Raw genomic sequence first — 18,296 nt, 5'->3', positions numbered from 1 at the left:
AGGGCCACGCGAGACCCCCTTCCCAGCGGATTGCTCAGTTGGGCGCCGGATGCAAACCCCACTGTCAGAGACCGCCCCTAGCGTGTGACCATGCTCGATCACCCCGACCTGGATGTCCCCGTCGAGATGTCGCCCGCGCAGCTGCGCACAGTGCGCGACGAGCTCCAGCGGTTCCTCCTGCCGTACCGCTTCGGGTTGGCGGAGGTGTCCACGACGATCGACATCCTCCGCGACGAGTTCCAGTACCTGCACGACTACAACCCGATCGAGCACGTCTCCAGCAGGGTCAAAAGCGCCGACAGCCTCGTCGAGAAGATAGCCCGCAAGGGCATCGATGCCGATTTCGACAGCATCCGCGCCCGCATCACCGACATCGCCGGCATCCGGATCACGACGAGCTTCACCGCCGACGCGTACCGTCGTTTCGACCTGCTCACCACGCAGTCCGACATCACCGTGCGGCGCGTGAAGGACTACATCGCCGCGCCCAAGCCGAACGGCTACAAGAGCCTGCACGCGATCATCGGGGTGCCCGTGTTCCTGTCCACTGGGCCGGTGGAGGTGCCCGTCGAGGTGCAGTTCCGCACGATAGCGATGGACTTCTGGGCGAGTCTGGAGCACAAGATCTACTACAAGTACCGCCAGCAGGTGCCGGGAGAGTTGCTCGCGGAGCTGAAGGATGCCGCCGACTCGGCCGCGCACCTGGATGCGCGCATGGAGCGCCTCCACCGTGAGCTGCACGGCGGCATGCGGCAGCTCGAGGCCGACCCGCGCGTGTTCGCGGTGTGACGCCTTCGTCTGGGGCGGATTCCTGCGTTCGGGGCGGGATTGTGCCGGCCGAGCTGCATGAATCCGCCGCACACCGGTGGGTACCCTGGCCGGGTGGAGATCGCCGAGATGCTGGATGCCGCGCGCCGGCGTCTCGCGGACGCACCGCGCGAGCGGCTCGGCGAGTACGTCCCGGTGCGCCGGATTCTCGGCATCCCCCGGGCCGCACGGGTCGTTCCGGTCGGCGAGGCGTGGCACCTCGGCGTCCTGCTGCTGGCCGCGGACGCGCTGCTGGCCACCGGCGACATCGTGCGCGCCCGCGAGGAGGTGCGGCGCGGCTTCACAGCGCAGTCGCAGCGTGAGCGGGCGGCGCTCGCGGGGGCCGCCCGCCGCGGCGGCTTCGCGGAGGGCGAGACCGTGCACGTCGGGTGGACGCCGATCGACGTCGACGCGGTCGCGCAGGGCGCGGCATCCGGGCCCCTCGCGCTCGTCGACGGAGTGCCGAGCGTCCGCTGGAGCCGCACCGGCGGGTTCACGCCGCTGCGGGGGTACCTCGACGAGCACGTGGCGCTGCTGCGCGACCCGCCCGCCGGCGCGACGTGACCCCGGCCGGCGACCCTGCCCCTGCCCCTTGACGCTACGCGGAGGAACCGGCAGGTAGTGTGGGGCGGGTCGAAGCGGAGGGATGCCGGTGGAGACCTGGCCCGGAACGCCCTATCCACTCGGGGCGACGTACGACGGCAACGGGACGAACTTCAGCCTGTTCAGCGAGCAGGCCGAGCGCATCGAGCTGTGCCTGTTCGCCGAGGACGGGACGGAGACGCGCGTCGAGCTCGGGGACGTCGACGGCTATGTCTGGCACGTGTACCTGCCGCACGTCGCCCCCGGGCAGCGCTACGGCTACCGCGTGCACGGGGAGTACGACCCCGCGACCGGCAAGCGGTTCAACCCGGCCAAGCTCCTGATCGACCCGTACGCGAAGGCCGTCGAGGGCGCCGTGACACCGGGGCAGGCGCTGTTCGGCTACGACCTCGACGACCCCGACCTCCGCAACGACGACGACTCCGCCGCGGCGGCGATGACCTGCGTCGTGATAAACCCGTACTTCGACTGGCGCGGCGATCGTCCGCCGAATACCCCGTACGCGCGGACCGTGATCTACGAGGCGCACGTGAAGGGCCTGACCGCGCGGCATCCCGACATCCCGGAGGCCATCCGCGGCACCTACACCGCGATCGCCCACCCCGCGATCATCGCGCACCTGCACCGGATCGGCGTCACGGCGATCGAGCTGATGCCCGTGCATCAGTTCGTGGATGCCGCGGCCGTCGCCGAGCAGGAGCGAGGCAACTACTGGGGCTACAACACGATTGCGTTCCTCGCCCCGCACAACGGGTACGCGTCCGGCGGCGACCGCGGCCAGCAGGTGCAGGAGTTCAAGGCGATGGTGCGGGCGCTGCACGTCGCCGGGATCGAAGTGATCCTCGACGTCGTCTACAACCACACCGCCGAGGGCAACGAGTTCGGGCCGACGCTGAGCATGCGCGGCATCGACAACGCCGCCTACTACAAGCTCGACGAGAACGACCCCGCCACGTACACCGACTACACCGGCACCGGGAACAGCCTGAACGTCAGCCACCCGCACACGCTGCAGCTGATCATGGACTCGCTGCGATACTGGGTGCTCGAGATGCACGTCGACGGGTTCCGGTTCGACCTGGCATCCACGCTGGCGCGGGAGTTCTACGAGGTCGACCGGCTGAGCGCGTTCTTCGACATCGTGCAGCAGGACCCGGTGATCTCGCAGGTAAAGCTCATCGCCGAGCCGTGGGATGTCGGACCCGGCGGGTACCAGGTGGGCAACTTCCCGCCGCTGTGGACGGAGTGGAACGGGCAGTACCGCGACACCGTCCGCGACTTCTGGCGCGGCGAGCCGCAGGCGCTCGGCGAGTTCGCGTCGCGCCTGACCGGATCCAGCGACCTGTACGCGAATTCAGGGCGCCGGCCGGTGGCATCCATCAACTTCGTGACCGCGCACGACGGCTTCACGCTGCGCGACCTCGTCTCGTACAACGAGAAACACAACGACGCGAACGGCGAGCAGGGCCGCGACGGCACCGACGACAATCGCTCGTGGAACGGCGGCGTGGAGGGACCCACCGACGATCCCGACATCCTGGCCCTGCGCGCCCGGCAGCAGCGCAACTTCATCGCGACGCTGCTGCTGAGCCAGGGCGTGCCGATGCTCTCGCACGGCGACGAGCTCGGACGCACTCAGCTCGGCAACAACAACGCGTATAACCAGGACAGCGAGCTGACCTGGGTCGATTGGGATGCCGCGGACCAGCCGCTCATCGAGTTCACCGCCATGCTTGCGGCGCTGCGGAGGGAGCATCCGACCTTCCGGCGGCGGCGCTTCTTCGACGGGCACCCGGTCGTGCGGGCGGCCGGCGCGCCGCTGCCCGACATCTCGTGGCTGCGCCCGGATGGGACGCCGATGCGGCCGGAGGACTGGGACTCGGGCTTCGGGCGCGCGATCGGCGTGTTCCTGAACGGCGACGGCATCCGCGAGCGGGATGCGCGAGGGCGGCCGATCACGGACCGGCATTTCCTGATCCTGTTCAACGCGAGCGACGAGCCGATCGAGTTCCGCATCCCCGTCGGGCAGCGCTCGCCGCGGTGGGACATCCTCGTCGAGACCGGTGCGCACAGTGACGGTGACGGTCCCGTGCCGCCGGGGGGAACGGTGACGCTGCAGCCGCGGACGCTCGCGGTGCTCGGCGCGCACAGCGACGACGCGGTCGATCCCGACCACTCCGTGGAGGCCTCGGTGGCCGCGGCGATGCCGGGGCGGTGAGGGGGGCGGGCGGGGAGCGGAACCCCGTGGTATCAGGGCGGGGTCTACCGTCCTCTGTCCTGATGTGGACACAATTGTCGACATGACCTCCCTCGACCCGCCGCCGGCCACGGGTGACACCGCCCAGCCGAGCCGGTGGGAGCAGGCGGGCGCCCTCTTCGCGGCATGGCGCGAGGGTGAGACGCGGGCAATGGACCAGCTCGTGCGGTTGATGACGCCGACGCTGTGGCACGTCGTGCGGGCGTACGGGCTGGACGCGGCGCTCGCCGAGGACGTCGTGCAGACGACCTGGCTGACCCTCGTCCGCCGGCACGAGACGATCGCGGACCCGCGCGCGGTGTCCGGGTGGCTGACCACCTGCGCGCGCCGCGAGGCGTGGCGTGTGGGCCGTGCCGGGCGGCGCACCGACGTCACCGAGACGGAGTCTCTTGAGCCGCACCTGCCCACCCACGAGTCGGCCGAGGCGTCGGCATCCCGGTCCGCGGAAGCGAACCGGCTGTGGGATGCCGTCGCCCAGCTCACCGAACGGTGCCGGCGGCTGCTGCGCGTCATAGCGTTCGACGACCGGCCCGACTACGCCCGGATGGCGAAGGACCTCGCGATCCCGATCGGCTCGATCGGCCCGACGCGGCAGCGGTGCCTCGCCAAGCTGCGCACCCTGCTCGGCGAAGAGGGGGTGTCGGCATATGGAGAATGAGGATGTCGCCGCCGACGCCGCGCTGTTCGCGCGGCTGCGCGCCGAATGGCAGAAGCGCGACCCGGTGCCGGCGGGGCTTGTCGACAGGATGGTGGCTGCCGTCGCGGTTGCGGACCTGTCTCGCGAATACGCTCTGCTGACCCTGGTCGAGGGCGAGTACGCTGCGGTGCGCGGCGAGGGCGATGAGGCGACGCTGCAGTTCAGCGACGGTAGGACCAGCGTGCTGCTGCACGTGACGGTCGCGGAAGGCGGAGAGCGCCGCATCGACGGGTGGGTGGATTCCGCGGCGGTCGCCGTGCGCCTGGTGCAGGCGGGCGACGAGCGCAGCGCCGCGCCGGGGGAGCACGGCCGGTTCGCGTTCGACGGGGTGCGCCCTGGCCTGACCCGGATCCGCCTGTCCGTGCGCGACGGCGCCGGTGATGCCCGCGAGTTCCAGACCCCGCAGTTCGAGGTCTGACCCGCCGCGCTCCGCGCGCCCGCCGCGCGAGGCATCCCCCAAGTTCGCGAGGCATCCCTCAACTTCGCGAGGCATCCCTTAACTTCGCGAGGCATCCCTTGCGTTCGGGGCTGCCTCGGGGAGTTGGGGGCTGCCTCGCGCATTTCGGGGCTGCCTCGCGTCCAGGGCAGGCTCGTGAAGTTAGGGGCTGCCTCGGGGAGTTGGGGGCTGCCTCGCGGATTTGGGGGATGCCTCGCGGGGCGCGGACGGGGGGGGGGCGCGCGGGCGGGGCGGCGGGAGAAGAATGAGAACGTGAGCGGCAGCGCCGAGGAACTGCATCGCCGCGCCGTGGACGAGAGCATCCGCGGCCGGTTCGTGCAGGCCGAACGCACGCTCCGGGATGCTGCCGCCCTGGCCGCGTCGGGACGGGACGTCGACCTGCGCGCCCGCATCATGGGCACGCGCGCGGTCGTACGACAGCGCACCGGGATGCCGGCGGAGGCCGAGCGCCTCTGCCGTCAGGCCATAGCGCTGCCCGGGCTCCGCGAGGACACCCGCGCGGTGCTCCTCGGCCAGCTGGGCGCGCTGGCACTCATGGGCGGACGCCTGCGCGAGGCGCTGCGCGAGCTCTCCGACGCTATCGACGGGCTGGCCGCCGACCCGGTCGCGCAGGCGCGCGTGCGCATGAACCGCAGCGTCACGCGGCTGCAGCTGCGCGACCTCGACGGCGCCGCCGACGACCTCGAGCACGCCGAACGCACTTTCACCGACGCCGATCTGCCGGTCGACGCCGGCCAGGCGCAGCACAACCGCGCGTATGTCGCGCTGCTGCAGGGCGACCTGATCGCGGCGCTGAACGGCATGCAGGCGGCGCGGCCGCGGGCCGCGGCATCCCCCGTCGCCGCAGGCATCTGCGACGCCGACCGCGCCGAGGTCCTCCGCGACGCCGGCCTCACCCGCGACGCCGAGCGCCTCTTCGAGACCAGCGCGGCCGTCTTCGGAGCACAGCGGATGCCGCAGCTGCGCGCGGAAGCGGAGTTCCAGCTCGCCTGCTCGCAGCTCCTGCACGACCCGGCCCGGGCTCGCCGCATCGCCGCCGCGGCTGTACGCCGCTTCGCCGCGCTCGGCAACGCGGCATGGGAGGCTCGCGCCGACGCGATCCGGGTGCGCGCGGCGCTCACTGGCGACGTATCCCGCCGGCTCCCCGCACCCGGCGACGTCGCCGCGCTCGCCGACCGGCTCCGCCGCGCCGGATTCCCCGGCGAGGCCGTCGCGCTGAGCCTGACTCTCGCCATTCGGCGATCCCGCCACGGCGAGCCGACGGCGGCGCCGATCAGAGTGCCGGCGTCCGCGCCCGTACAGGTGCACCTGCTCGCTCACGAGGCGCGCGCCACCCGCGCTCGCGCGCGAGGACGGGATGCCGCGTCCCGCCGGCATGCGGCCGCCGGCCTGGACGCGCTGGCCGCGTGGCGGCAGGCATTCGGCAGCCTCGACCTGCAGACATCCGTCGCCATGCACGGCAACGCGCTCGCGCTGATCGGCCTCGACTCCGCGGTCCGATCGCGCCGCCCGGACGTCGTCTTCGAATGGTCGGAGCGGGCCCGCCAGCTCACGCAGCAGGTCGTCCCGCTGCGCCCGCCGCCCGACCCCGAGCTCGCCGCGGACCTCGCGGAGCTGCGGATGCTCCGCGCCGACGACCCCGCATGGGCCACGAGCCCGCGCGGTGTCGCGCTGCGCGACCGCGCCCGCACCCGGCAGTGGGCCCAGACCGGCGCCGACGGCGCATACCGCCGCGCCGACCTCGACGAGCTCGCCGGCGCGCTGGATGCCTCGGCCGCGCTCATCTCGTACGTCTTCTCGGGCTCCGCGCTCACCGCGCTGGTCGTCACGGCCGATCGCCGCCGCCTCGTCGCACTCCCCGGCGTCGACGGGATCCGCGCGCTCACGCCCGGGCTGCGCGCCGACCTCGACATGGCCGCCATCATCCGCACCGGCCCGATGGTGGATGTCGTGCAGCGGTCGCTGCGAGACCGCATCGCCGCGCTCTCGGCCCTCCTCCTCGATGAGCCGCTCGCCATCGCCGGTGACCGGCGGCTCGTGATCACCGCGCCCGGGCTGCTCTCCGGCATCCCGTGGGCGATGCTCCCGGCGATGCGGGGCCGCCCGTTCACCCTCGCGTCATCGGCGTCGCAGTGGGTGGGCGACCGCAGCATCCCGGACCGCACCACCCCGCAGCGCACTGCGCCATTCGCCGCCGGCTTCGTCGCGGGACCGGGCGTCGCGCGCGGCGAAGAGGAGATCCGCGCGGCAGGGGCGGCCTGGAGGGACCCCGCCCTTCTCACGGGCGCCGCCGCCACCGTCGATGCGCTCACCGGCCTCGCCCCCGACGTCGGCGTGCTCCACGTGGCTGCGCACGGGCAGCATGCCGCCGACAACCCGCTGTTCTCGGGGCTCGAGCTCGCCGATGGCACGCTGTTCGGCTACGACATCGACCGCGTCCCGCGGGTGCCCCCGACCGTGATCCTCTCCGCGTGCGAGAGCGGGCGCTCCTCGGTGCGCTGGGGTGAGGAGGCCATCGGCATGGCCCGGATCTGGCTGTCCGCGGGGGCGCGCTGCGTGATCGCCACCCCGGTCGTCGTCGATGACGACGCGGCATGCGAGCTGCTCGGGACCATGCACACCGGGCTCGCCAGGGGCCTCCCGCCCGCCGAGGCGCTGGCCGCGGCATCCACCCGTACCGGACTGGTCACCCCGTTCCAGGCGCACGGCGCAGGTTTCTGAGCATCCGTGTATCAGACGCGGATGTCGCCGCTCTACACAGTGGGACGTTCGCGGTGCGACCGGGCCGCGGGACTGGGGAGTCCGGCCACACGGGAGCACTGTCGGACGAGGGTGGCGTACTGGGGGCGTCGTCATCGAGCCCACTGGGGGAGGGCGTCGACGGGGTCGGCGTCCTCCTCGTCTGCGCGGCGCAGGAGGGCTAGAGTTCCGGATCACGGGGCATCGTGGGGTGGGGGAGACCAGCATGGACGATGACAAGCGCACGGGCGGGCAGGCCGCGGGCAGCGGTGGGGGAGCGAGCTGGGAGGAGCGCGAGCGCGCCATCAAACCGCTCGGGGTGGTCCTGCAGCCGCCCGCGATGCCGGACGAGAACGCCGTGTTCCCGACCGTGTACATCCCGGACCGGCTGCTTGTGGCGCCCACCCGGAACGTGGACGAGGTCATGCGCGACCTCGACGACGCATTCCGCAGCGCGGGCTGGCGGTTCCGGCCGCACCCCGTCGTGGCGATCGACCGGCGGGGCGCCCGGCGCGGGCGGGCGGCCGCCGTCACCCGCCTCCAGGTGCTCGCCGAGGGTGCCGCCGCCGGCTCCGCGCCGGACGCGTGGGCCGTGCTGCAGTCGGCCGCGCGGCAGGGTGTGAACCTCGACGGCGTGAGCCTCGACCACCTGCTCACCGTCGCGCCGATCGGCATGAACCCGTTCACGTCGACGAACCCGTTCGGCTCGACGAACCCGTTCACGTCGACGAACCCGTTCACCTCGACCAACCCGTTCACGTCCACGAACCCGTTCGGCTCCACGAACCCCGCGTCCGCGGGCCTGGGCGCCTACGCACTGCCCGGTTTCGGGGGACGCCAGGCCGTCACGTGGGTCGGCGCGGCGCCGACGCGGGCCGCCGACCGCACGCATCGCCCGGTCGTGATGATCGTCGACACCGGCTGCGCCCCGCATCCGTGGTTCACGCCCGGCGTCGTGCGCACCCGGGTCGAGCTGGACGGCGTTCCGATCGGCCGCGACGACGACGGTCGGGATCCCGAGCTGAACCCTGACCTGGTCGGACCGCTCGACGGTCAGATCGACCCGGTGTCGGGGCATGGCACGTTCCTGGCGGGCATCGTGCATCAGGCGTGCCCGGATGCCGACATCCTCGCCCTCCGCATCGCCGACAGCCTGGGCCGCGTCGTCGAGTCCGACCTCATCGACGCGATGGACAAGATCGCCGAGCTCGTGACCCGGGATGCCGCGGGCGAGGCCGGCGGCCAGCGCATCGACGTGCTCAATCTGTCGCTCGGGTACTACCACGAGACGCCGGCCGACGTGCTCTACAGCGCGGGCCTGCGGCTGGTGCTCCTGGAGATCGCCGCCGCCGGCACCACGATTGTGTGCAGCGCCGGCAACGATGCCACCGATCGGCCGATGTTTCCGGCGGCGTTCCCGGGCGAGGGCGGCTGCGCGCCGCTGATCGCCGTCGGCGCGAAGAACCCGAACCGCAAGACGGTCGCGCTGTTCAGCAACACGGCGCCGTGGGTCGACCTGTATGCGCGCGGCGTGTCGGTGCTCTCGACGTTCCCGGCCTTCGACGGCGGGGCGCAGGCGGTCACCCGCCACGACGCGCACGGGCAGCGCCGCGAGTCGTTGGATCCGGACGACTTCACCGGCGGATTCGCGGTGTGGAGCGGCACCTCGTTCGCCGCCCCGCTCGTCGCCGGCACGATAGCCGCGCGGCTCGACGACCTCGGCGGCGGGGAGGGGGATGCCGCGGCCCGCATCGCGCGGGCGCTCAGCGTCGTCGAGGGCCTCCGCGCGGAGGAGCTGTAGCCGCGCGTCCGTGGGCCAGGGGGCGGCCGAGGCGAACGGTGTCGCCGATGCGGTCCCTCATCGAGCGACGCAGACGGCGGGTGGATGCCGGATCAGCGCGACGAGTTCGCGGTGCGCCCGCGCACGATGCCCACGAACGCGTCGACGAGCGGCGTGGCGCGGTCGGCATCCCATGCCAGCGCGATCGACGAGACCGGACCGTCGCGCAGCACGCGGTAGGTGACGTCCTTGCGGTGATGCAGGCGCGCGAGCGACATCGGCATCACCGCGATGCCGACGCCCGCGGCCACCGTGGCGACGGCATCCGCGGTCGTCTCGAGCGCTTCGAACGCGGGGGTCGTCGTTCCGGGCGCGGTGTAGCCCAGCACGTCGTCGCGCGAGGCGATCAGTACCTCGCCGGCGAGGTCGGCGGCGTCGAGCTCGTCCGCCGCGGACAGCGTCGAGTCCGCCGCCATCACGACGACCGGCACCTCGTCGTACAGCGGGATGAGCTGCAGGCCCTCGCGGTCGATGGGCTGGCGCACGAGCGCGATGTCGACGGCGCCGGCCACGATAGCGTCGCGCTGGGTCGCGACGGTGAGCGGGATGAGCTCGAGTGCCGTGCGCGGCATCCGCTCCTCCCAGGTGCGGATCCACCGGCCCGGCGTCGCGCCCTCGACCGCGCCGAGCCGGAACGGCCCGGCCGGCGGTGTCGGAGCCGGTTGCGGGGATGGCGACGGCGTCGGGCGCGGGGTGCGGGGAGCCCGGCCCGGCGCCGTCGGACGCGGCGGTCGTCGCCCGCGCGCGCCTGCACTCCCTCGGCCCGGCCGTGCCCCGGGCGTGCCTTTCGCCATGGCGTCCAACCTATCCGGTGCGCGGTGTCGGATCACCGTCCCGTCGTGCCGCATCGCGGCGCCCGGGGCGGCACCTGGGGACGGAGATTCGCGACACAACGGAACTCACCGTCCCGTCGTGCCGCATCGCGGCGCGGGCGACACCTGGGGACGGCGATTCGCGACACAACGGAACTCACCGTCCCGTCGTGCCGCATCGCGGCGCTGGGGCGGCAACAGCGGCCGGCAAATTCGCGCCGGGGCGCCGAGGCTCGCGTCAGGCGGCCAGCCGGAGCCCCCGCCGGTCGGTGGCGATGCGCTCACCGTCCGCGACGGTCTCGTCGTCGCCGATGAGCGAGCCGATGGCGACCGATGCGCGATCGCCGACGTGGGCGCGGATGCCGATCTTCGCGCGCGCGCCGATCGAGGCGTGCGGGCCGATGTGCGCCTGCGGGGCTATCTCGGCACCCTGGCCGATCACGGCATCCGCCTCCACCCACGCGCCGCGGCCGATGTGCACGCCCGCGGCAATCTGAGCCCCGGGTTCGACATACGCACCCGCTTCGACGATGGCGCTGGGGTGCACCTTCGCTCCATGGGCGATCAGGCCGCGCCCGTTCGCGTGCTTGCGGTAGCGCAGCGTGTCGCCCTGGTCGGTCTCGATGTCGACGTAGTTCTTACCCACGATGTCCTCCTGCGGCATCACAGGGGTGCCGCTTATAGGAATAACTCTGGAAGAAATCATCTCATTCCCTCGCCGGGAAGGGAAACCGGGATGTCATTGAGTGGATTCGCGCGCGCTACCGGCCGGCGCCCGCGGCGTCTCACGCCGTCCGCCTCACGCGGGCAGCGCGGCCTGCAGCCCGGCCACCAGCAGCCGCGCTATGGCGCGCAGACCCGTCTCGTCGTGCAGCCGGCCGGCGTCGTCGGATGCCTCGAGGGGCCGCGCGGTGATCGTGGCGGCCCAGGCGGCCGCGGCTGCCCGCACCGCGTCAGCGTCGACGGGCGCGGGCAGGCTGGCCGCCAGCGCGCGGGTGATCGTGTTGTGGAGGGCATGGCGGTAGCGCGTCAGCGCCGCCCGCACTTCGGGCCGCGTGTGCGACTCGTGCCAGATGATCTCGCGCAGCACATCCGATGCCGCATGGTCGCGCAGCACCCGGTCGCCCACGTTCACGAGCGTCTGGGTGGGGTCGCCGGGCACCGTCATCGCCGCCGGGTCCCAGGCGTCCGCGCCCAGGCGCTCCTCGAGCAGCGCCGAGAGGATCTCCGGCTTGGCCGGGAAATAGTAGAAGAGGAGCCCCTTCGGGACCTCGGCGGCGCGCGCGATACGGGCGGTGGATGTCCCGTCGAAGCCGTGCGCGGCGAACAGCGTGGCCGCGGCATCCAGGATCCGTGCGCGCGCGTGCACACCGGCGCCATCCCGCATCGTGCCCCTTCACAGAATGCCGGGACGGCGGCGTACCGTCGCCCCGGGTGCGGGCATCACGCGTGCGCGTGGTGCATCTTCTCGGCGGGGGCGAGCCCCCACAGCCCCGCGATCACCCCGACGGCTCCGCAGATCCACGAGGACCAGGCGGGGCCGGCGTTGCCGGCGTAGGCGCCGACCCACGGGGAGATGAACAGCAGCGCGCCGATCGCCGCGACGATCCATTCCATCGACACGAGTTCCGGCGCTGCCAGGCTCCATACCCCGGCGGCGATCAACAGGATGCCCAGAACGATCATCAGCCACATCGACGCGCCGGTGCGCGGGGTCGTCCAGATGCTCGCCAGGGCCGCGTACAGTCCGGCGGCGACGGCCGCCCAGTCCTGCCAGCGTGTCCACCTCTTCATCGAACTCATCCTCCTCTTGGTCAGATGGCTCCCGAATCGGGGGTCGACGCCATCATACGCTCCTGATTGACCGACCGGTCAAGAATTCTGGAGGCGTGCGCTCCGTAGGAGATCGCCGCCGCCACGCCGCGATCCGGGATGTCGCGCCCGGCATGTCGCGACGTTCTCCGACGCGGGGCTCGCCGGTCGCGGCATCCGGTGCCCGGGATGTCGGACGCCGGCATCCTAGGATCGCGGTAAGCGTTCGCACCCCGAGCAAAGGCGGTCGACGTGCGCAATGGTGACGTGTCGTTCTGGTGGCGGCAGATCGGCCTGCCCGCGCCGCGCCCGGCGCTGCCCGGCGACCTCGACGTGGACGTGTGCGTCGTCGGCGCGGGGTTCACGGGGCTCTGGACGGCGTACTACCTGCGCCGGCTGGACCCGTCCGTGCGGGTGGTGGTGATCGAGGCGCGGTTCGCCGGATTCGGAGCCTCGGGGCGCAACGGCGGCTGGCTCACGAACTCCGTCACCGGGGGACGCGAGCGCTACGGCCGCGACGACGGCATCCGTCAGCAGGCCGCGCTGAACGCGGCAGTCGACGAGGTGATCCGGGTCGCGGATGGCGAGGGCATCGACGCCGACATCCTCGCCGGCGGCGAGCTGAACGTCGCGTACACGCCGGCGCAGCTGGCGCGCCTGCGCGCTTTCGCTGCCGCCGAGGCGAAATGGCCGGGAGCGGATGTGGTCGAGCTCTCACCCGCGGAGACCCGCGACCGGGTCGGGGTCGCCCGGCCGCTGGGCGCGGTGTGGCACCCGCACTGCGCGCGGGTGCACCCCGCGAAGCTCGTGCGGGGGCTCGCCGAGGCGGTGGAGCGCGCTGGTGCCGTGATCTACGAGGACACGCCGGCGCCTGCCATATCGCCCGGGCGGGTCGAGACGCCGCGCGGCACCGTGCGCGCCGCGCACGTCCTGCGGGCCACGGAGGGTTTCACCGCGAACCTGCGCGGCGAGCACCGCACATGGCTGCCGATGAACTCGTCGCTGATCGTCACCGATCCGCTGCCGGCGGAGGCGTGGGACCGGATCGGCTGGGCGCACGCCGACACGCTCGGCGACCTCGCGCACGTGTACACATACGCGCAGCGCACGGCGGACAGGCGGATAGCGTTCGGCGGGCGAGGCGTGCCGTACCGGTACGGATCCCGGGTCGACACGGACGGGCGCACGCAGGAGCGGGCCGTCGCGGGCCTGACGGCGCTGCTGCACCGCGCGTTCCCGGATGCCGCGGACGTGCCGATAGCGCATGCGTGGTCGGGCGTGCTGGGCGTGCCGCGGGACTGGGCCGCGTCGGTCGGCCACGACACCGCAACCGGCCTCGGCTGGGCTGGCGGATACGTCGGCACGGGGGTGACGACCACGAATCTCGCGGGGCGGACGCTCGCCGATCTGGTGCTCGGCCGCGACACCGACCTCGTGCACCTGCCGTGGGTCGGCCACCGGGCGAAGCGGTGGGAGCCCGAGCCGCTGCGCTGGCTCGCCGTGAACGCCATCTACGCGGCGTATCACGCCGCCGACCGGCACGAAGCGCGCGGCCGGCCCGCGACATCCCCGATCGCGAAGCTCGCCGATCTGATCTCGGGCCACTGAGCCGGGACGTCACGATCCGGCGCAACGCGCCGGGCTACTCCAGGCTCGACATCACGTGCTTGAGCCGGGTGTAGTCCTCGAAGCCGTAGATGGAGAGATCCTTGCCGTAGCCGGACTGCTTGAACCCGCCGTGCGGCATATCCGACACGAACGGGATGTGCGCGTTGATCCACACGCAGCCGAAGTCCAGCGCCCGGCTCATCCGCATCGCGGTGGCGTGGTCGCGGGTCCACGTCGAGGCGGCGAGGGCGTAGGGGACGCCGTTGGCCAGGGCGACGGCATCCCGCTCCGTCTCGAACGGCTGCACCGTCAGGACCGGGCCGAACACCTCGGACTGCACTATCTCGTCGTCCTGCTGCACGCCGGTGACCACCGTGGGCTCGACGTAGTATCCGGCCCCGCCCTGCCGGCGCCCGCCGGTCTCGATGCGCGCGTGCGCGGGCAGTCGCGCGATGAAGCCGGTGACCCGCTCGAGCTGCGCCGGGTTGTTGACGGGGCCGAAGAACGCGCCGGAGTCGGGAGCGCCGGTGCGGATGTCGGCCTTCACATACGACACCAGGGCGCGCACGAACTCGTCGTGCACCGAGGAGTGCACGATCACCCGGGTCGCCGCCGTGCAGTCCTGCCCCGCGTTGAAGAACGCGGCCTGCGCGATCCCCTCGGCCGCGCGGACCAGGTCGGCGTCCGCGAACACGACCGCGGGCGCCTTGCCGCCGAGCTCAAGGTGCACGCGCTTGAGCTGCGTCGACGCCGACCGCGCCACCGCCATCCCCGCGCGTACCGAACCGGTGATCGCCACGAGCTGCGGGACGGGATGCTCGGTCAGCAGCGCACCCGTCGTCCGGTCGCCGAGCACGACGTTCAGCACGCCGGGCGGCAGGATCTCGGCGGCGAGCTCCGCGAGGCGCACGGTCGTGGACGGCGTGGTCTCGCTCGGCTTCAGCACGACCGTGTTCCCGGCCGCGAGGGCGGGTGCGATCTTCCAGATCGCCATGTTCAGCGGGTAGTTCCACGGCGTCACCTGCGCGACCACGCCGATCGCCTCGCGCCGCACGTACGACGTGAACCCCTCCGCGTACTCCGCGGCCGCGCGGCCGTTCAGTTCGCGCGCCGCGCCGGCGAAGAACCGCAGCTGGTCGATCGACTGGTCGATCTCGTCGGCGACCAGGCTCGCCCTCGGCTTGCCGGTGTCGCGCGATTCCAGGTCGGCGAACTCGTCGGCGTGCGCGGCCAGCGCATCGGCGAGGCGGAACAGGGCCAGCTGCCGGGCGGCCGGGGTGGTGTCGCGCCACCCCGGGAAGGCACGGGATGCCGCGGCGAACGCCGCGTCCACGTCGGCGCCGGTCGAGATCGGTGCCCGCCCGTACACCTGCTCCGTGGCCGGATCGACGAGGTCGATCAGAGCGCCGGTCGAGGGCACGGCGACCCCGTCGATGATGTTGGGGAGGATGTCGGCCACGGCATCACACGTATTCGTCCGCTGCGTGCAGCGCATTGTCGACGGCGTCCAGGCCCCGCACCAGCTCGTCCTCAGCGATCACGAGGGGCGGCGCTATGTGCACGCGGTTGAAATGCGTGAACGGCCACACGCCGGCCTTCTTGCACGCCGCGGCGACCGCGGCGACGGGCGCGGCATCCGCCCCGGAGGCATTGAACGGGACCAGCGGCTCGCGCGTCTTCCGGTCGCGGACCAGTTCGATCGCCCAGAACAGCCCCATCCCGCGCACGTCTCCGACGCTCGGGTGTCGCCGCGCCATCTCGCGCAGCCGCGGCCCCACGACGCGGGCGCCCAGGTCGCGCACGCGCGGCAGGATCCCGTCGCGCTCGAACACCTCGAACGTCGCGACGCCCGCGGCGCAGGCCAGCGGATGCCCCGAGTAGGTAAGCCCGCCGGGGAACGGCACCGTGTCGAAGTGCGCGGCGATCCGGTCCGAGAGGACCACACCGCCCAACGGCACGTAGCCGGAATTGACGCCCTTCGCGAACGTGATCAGGTCCGGCACCACGTCGAACGCGTCGACCGCGAACCACTCCCCGACACGGCCGAACCCCACCATGACCTCGTCCGCGATGTACACGATCCCGTACCGGTCGCACAGCGCGCGGACGCCGGCCAGGTACCCGGGCGGCGGCACGAGCACGCCGTTCGTGCCGACGATCGTCTCGATGATCATCGCGGCGATCGTGGACGCGCCCTCCAGGATGATCGTCTGCTCGAGGTGCTCCAGTGCCCGTGCTGTCTCCTCCTCGGGCGTGGTGGCGTGGAACGGAGAGCGGTACGGATACGGCCCGAAGAAGTGCGCGACCGATCCGTCGGCGGGCTCGTTCGCCCAGCGCCGCGGGTCGCCGGTGAGCGCTATCGCCGTTGACGTGTTGCCGTGGTAGCTGCGGTACATCGCCAGCACCTTGCGGCGCCCCGTGTACGCGCGCGCCATCCGCACCGCGTTCTCGTTCGCGTCCGCGCCGCCGTTCGTGAAGAACACCTTCTCGAATCCGTCCGGCGCCACCTCGCTGATCCGGCGCGCCAGCTCGCCGCGCACGTCATTGGCCAGCGACGGCTGGATCGTCGCGAGCCGTCCGGCCTGCCGTCGGATCGCCTCGACGAGATCGGGATGCCGGTGCCCGAGATTGAGGTTCACGAGCTGACTGGCGAAGTCCAGGTAGCTGTTGCCGGCGTAGTCCCAGAACGTCGATCCGGCGCCGCCGGCCACCGGCAGCGGGTCGATGAGCGCCTGGGCGCTCCACGAGTGGAACACGTGCCCGCGATCGTCCGCGCGCACGGCGGCGTCGGCGGCGAGGTCCACGGCGGTGGGGGCGAGGATGTCGGTCATCTGCATCTCATTCGTTCTGCGGGAAGCCTGGTCGGACAGATCGACCGGCCGCGCCCGGTTCGCTGGTTCCCAGTGTCGCAGGGGCATCGCGGGTAGCAGAGGGCCTATCCGTCGTGAACTTCTCGGCGTTCCGGACGCACTGTCCGGGCTATGCTGGAGCATCGCTCCGACGGGGGAGAGGGGATGCCGATGCGCAGCGCTGCCGCCGGTGACGCGGATCTCCCGCGGTCCGAGATGCACCGCGCGCTGCCCACGGTGCGCGAAGTGCTGCGCTTGGATGCGCTCGCGGACGGGATGCCCGAGGTGGTCAGCGGCGCCGCCGCGCTGGACGGGCGTGTGCGGTGGGTGCACGCGTCCGACAGCGCCGGCGTCGCCCGGCTCCTGAACGGCGGCGAGCTGCTGCTGTCCACCGGGTCCGGCTGGCCGCAGGATCCGGCCGCGCTGCGCGCTTTCATCGCCGGCCTCGTCGAGGTCGGCATCGCCGGGCTCGTGCTCGAGCTCGGCTCGCACTACCGGTGGACGCCGGCGGTCATCGTCGACGCGGCCCGCGCGCACGACCTGGTCCTGGTGGTGCTGCACCGCGAGGTCAAATACGTCACTGTCACCGAGGTCGTGCACCGCCTGATCATCGAACGGCAGACCGCGGCGCTGCGGGCGCGGGACGAGGTGCGCGACCGCTTCACCGCGCTCACGCTGCGCGGCTCACCGGCCGACTACGTCGTGCAGCAGCTCGCGGTCACGCTGGGGGCGCCCGTGGTCCTGGAGAACCTCGCGCACGAGGTGGTGGCCGCCGAGGTGCCGCCCGCGCGCGAGGAGGAGCTGTTCGCGCAGTGGGAGCGCCGGTCGCGCGAGGCGCACCGGCCGCCGGCCGCGCGCAGCGACGCGGCAGCCGACTGGCTCGTGGTTCCCGTGGAGGCGCGGGGCGCGCGCTGGGGGTTCCTTGTGGCGCTGCCCGGCCCGGAGCATCCGGCGGGGCGGCTGGGCGTTCTGCAGCAAGGTGCCATAGCGCTCGCCCTGGGCCGGCTGGCCGACGGCCCCGTCGACGAGTGGGAGCGGCAGGCGCGGCGCCGGCTCCTGGACCGGCTGCTGACGGGCCGGTTCTCCACGACCGGCGGGGCCTCCGCGCGTCTGGGCGCCTCCGGGCTGCCGGTGCAGGGCCGCCGCCTGTACGGCCTCGTGATCGCCCGCGTCGCACCGGTGCCCGGGCGCGCGGACGCCGTCGCCCGCACGCTCGGCGGCCGCGCCCTTCTCGGGCCGGGCCCGGCCGGTGCCGGCACCCCCGCGGCCACGGTGCTCGTCTCGCTGCCCGCCGATACCGCGTTCGACGACGCCGCCGTGCGGTCGTTCGTGACCGAGGTGGCCGGCGGCGCGGCGGACCGCGCCGTGGTGTCGGTGGGCTCCCCGGCGCAGGGCCTGGACGAAGCGCTCGTGTCGCTGCAGGAGGCTATCGACCTCGCGCAGGGCGGTCCCCGTGGCGAGCACGGCGGGCTGCACGTGCTCCGTGCGGACACGCGTCCGCTCGTGCGCCTGGTCACGAATCTTCGCGACGACCGGCGGCTGCTCGAGCACGGCGAGCGGATGCTGGCGCCGCTGATCGACCACGACCTCAGCCGCGGCGGAGACCTGCTGGACGTCCTGGCGGCTGTGCTCGCACATCCCGCGAACCGGACCGCCGCCGCCGCGGCATCCCATCTGTCCCGGTCCGTGTTCTACCAGCGGATAGCGCTCATCGAGCAGCTGCTGGACATGGACCTCGACGACGGGGAGACCCAGACCGCGCTGCACCTGGCCCTGCTCGTGCGGCGCAGCGCCCCCCCGCGCCGCTGAGCAGGT

Annotated in this window: 15 protein-coding genes; 9 read left to right on the top strand and 6 right to left on the bottom strand. The window is 72.8% G+C overall.

Annotated elements, in window-relative coordinates; all coding sequences use genetic code 11:
* Window positions 1-90: 90 nt before the first annotated feature.
* The 7 genes from GH740_RS11980 (at window position 91) to GH740_RS11950 (ending at window position 9,361) form a co-directional block, all read left to right on the top strand.
* A complete protein-coding gene (locus tag GH740_RS11980; protein WP_153746331.1) occupies window positions 91-789 on the top strand; it encodes a GTP pyrophosphokinase family protein in 699 nt (232 codons plus the stop codon).
* Window positions 790-882: 93 nt separating this feature from the next.
* Complete coding sequence (locus tag GH740_RS11975; RefSeq protein ID WP_367641541.1) at window positions 883-1,371, top strand: glutaminase; 489 nt, start codon at window positions 883-885, stop codon at window positions 1,369-1,371.
* Between the two features lie 88 nt (window positions 1,372-1,459).
* Window positions 1,460-3,628 (top strand): glycogen debranching protein GlgX, encoded by a 2,169-nt coding sequence (gene glgX / locus GH740_RS11970; RefSeq protein WP_367641555.1) that lies wholly within the window; start codon window positions 1,460-1,462, stop codon window positions 3,626-3,628.
* Between the two features lie 82 nt (window positions 3,629-3,710).
* Window positions 3,711-4,325 carry an RNA polymerase sigma factor gene (locus GH740_RS11965; protein ID WP_153746328.1) on the top strand — a complete coding sequence of 205 codons (615 nt, stop codon included), beginning with the start codon at window positions 3,711-3,713 and terminating at the stop codon, window positions 4,323-4,325.
* Window positions 4,315-4,782: a hypothetical protein gene (locus tag GH740_RS11960; protein WP_153746327.1), complete on the top strand. Its 468-nt coding sequence runs from the start codon at window positions 4,315-4,317 to the stop codon at window positions 4,780-4,782. The genes GH740_RS11965 and GH740_RS11960 overlap by 11 nt, the downstream gene beginning before the upstream one ends.
* A 291-nt stretch (window positions 4,783-5,073) precedes the next feature.
* A complete protein-coding gene (locus GH740_RS11955; RefSeq protein WP_367641540.1) occupies window positions 5,074-7,542 on the top strand; it encodes a CHAT domain-containing protein in 2,469 nt (822 codons plus the stop codon).
* 244 nt (window positions 7,543-7,786) lie between these two features.
* Window positions 7,787-9,361 (top strand): S8/S53 family peptidase, encoded by a 1,575-nt coding sequence (locus GH740_RS11950; RefSeq protein WP_153746326.1) that lies wholly within the window; start codon window positions 7,787-7,789, stop codon window positions 9,359-9,361.
* A gap of 92 nt (window positions 9,362-9,453) precedes the next feature.
* Here GH740_RS11950 and GH740_RS11945 read toward each other — a convergent pair whose 3' ends face one another.
* The 4 genes from GH740_RS11945 to GH740_RS11930 all read right to left on the bottom strand — a co-directional run bounded on the left by GH740_RS11945 (window position 9,454) and on the right by GH740_RS11930 (window position 12,006).
* A complete protein-coding gene (locus tag GH740_RS11945) occupies window positions 9,454-9,993 on the bottom strand; it encodes a LysR substrate-binding domain-containing protein (RefSeq protein WP_367641554.1) in 540 nt (179 codons plus the stop codon).
* A 457-nt stretch (window positions 9,994-10,450) separates the two neighbouring features.
* Window positions 10,451-10,858 carry a transferase gene (locus GH740_RS11940; protein WP_367641539.1) on the bottom strand — a complete coding sequence of 136 codons (408 nt, stop codon included), beginning with the start codon at window positions 10,856-10,858 and terminating at the stop codon, window positions 10,451-10,453.
* Between the two features lie 153 nt (window positions 10,859-11,011).
* Entirely contained in the window at window positions 11,012-11,599 is a 588-nt protein-coding gene (locus GH740_RS11935; protein ID WP_153746324.1) for a TetR/AcrR family transcriptional regulator, read from the bottom strand.
* 56 nt (window positions 11,600-11,655) lie between these two features.
* The gene (locus tag GH740_RS11930) at window positions 11,656-12,006 is read right to left on the bottom strand and encodes an SPW repeat protein (protein ID WP_153746323.1); all 351 of its coding nucleotides are present in this window, start codon (window positions 12,004-12,006) and stop codon (window positions 11,656-11,658) included.
* Between the two features lie 270 nt (window positions 12,007-12,276).
* Here GH740_RS11930 and GH740_RS11925 point away from each other — a divergent pair, with 270 nt between their 5' ends.
* A complete protein-coding gene (locus GH740_RS11925) occupies window positions 12,277-13,632 on the top strand; it encodes an NAD(P)/FAD-dependent oxidoreductase (protein ID WP_367641538.1) in 1,356 nt (451 codons plus the stop codon).
* A gap of 34 nt (window positions 13,633-13,666) precedes the next feature.
* On the opposite strand, the gene GH740_RS11920 is transcribed toward GH740_RS11925, so the two are convergent.
* Window positions 13,667-15,127, bottom strand: coding sequence for a gamma-aminobutyraldehyde dehydrogenase (locus tag GH740_RS11920; RefSeq protein WP_153746322.1), 1,461 nt, complete (start codon window positions 15,125-15,127; stop codon window positions 13,667-13,669).
* Window positions 15,096-16,463, bottom strand: coding sequence for an aspartate aminotransferase family protein (locus GH740_RS11915; protein ID WP_216644941.1), 1,368 nt, complete (start codon window positions 16,461-16,463; stop codon window positions 15,096-15,098). The genes GH740_RS11920 and GH740_RS11915 overlap by 32 nt, the downstream gene beginning before the upstream one ends.
* Window positions 16,464-16,613: 150 nt before the next feature.
* On the opposite strand from GH740_RS11915, the gene GH740_RS11910 reads away from it, so the two are divergent.
* The gene (locus GH740_RS11910) at window positions 16,614-18,290 is read left to right on the top strand and encodes a PucR family transcriptional regulator (RefSeq protein WP_253941397.1); all 1,677 of its coding nucleotides are present in this window, start codon (window positions 16,614-16,616) and stop codon (window positions 18,288-18,290) included.
* Window positions 18,291-18,296: the final 6 nt, after the last annotated feature.

It is taken from the genome of Microbacterium sp. SYP-A9085 (assembly GCF_009649635.1).
In the GTDB taxonomy this organism is placed as follows: domain Bacteria; phylum Actinomycetota; class Actinomycetes; order Actinomycetales; family Microbacteriaceae; genus Microbacterium.
Note: the sequence above shows the minus strand (reverse complement) of the source record. Positions and strands in the feature narration are given on the sequence as shown.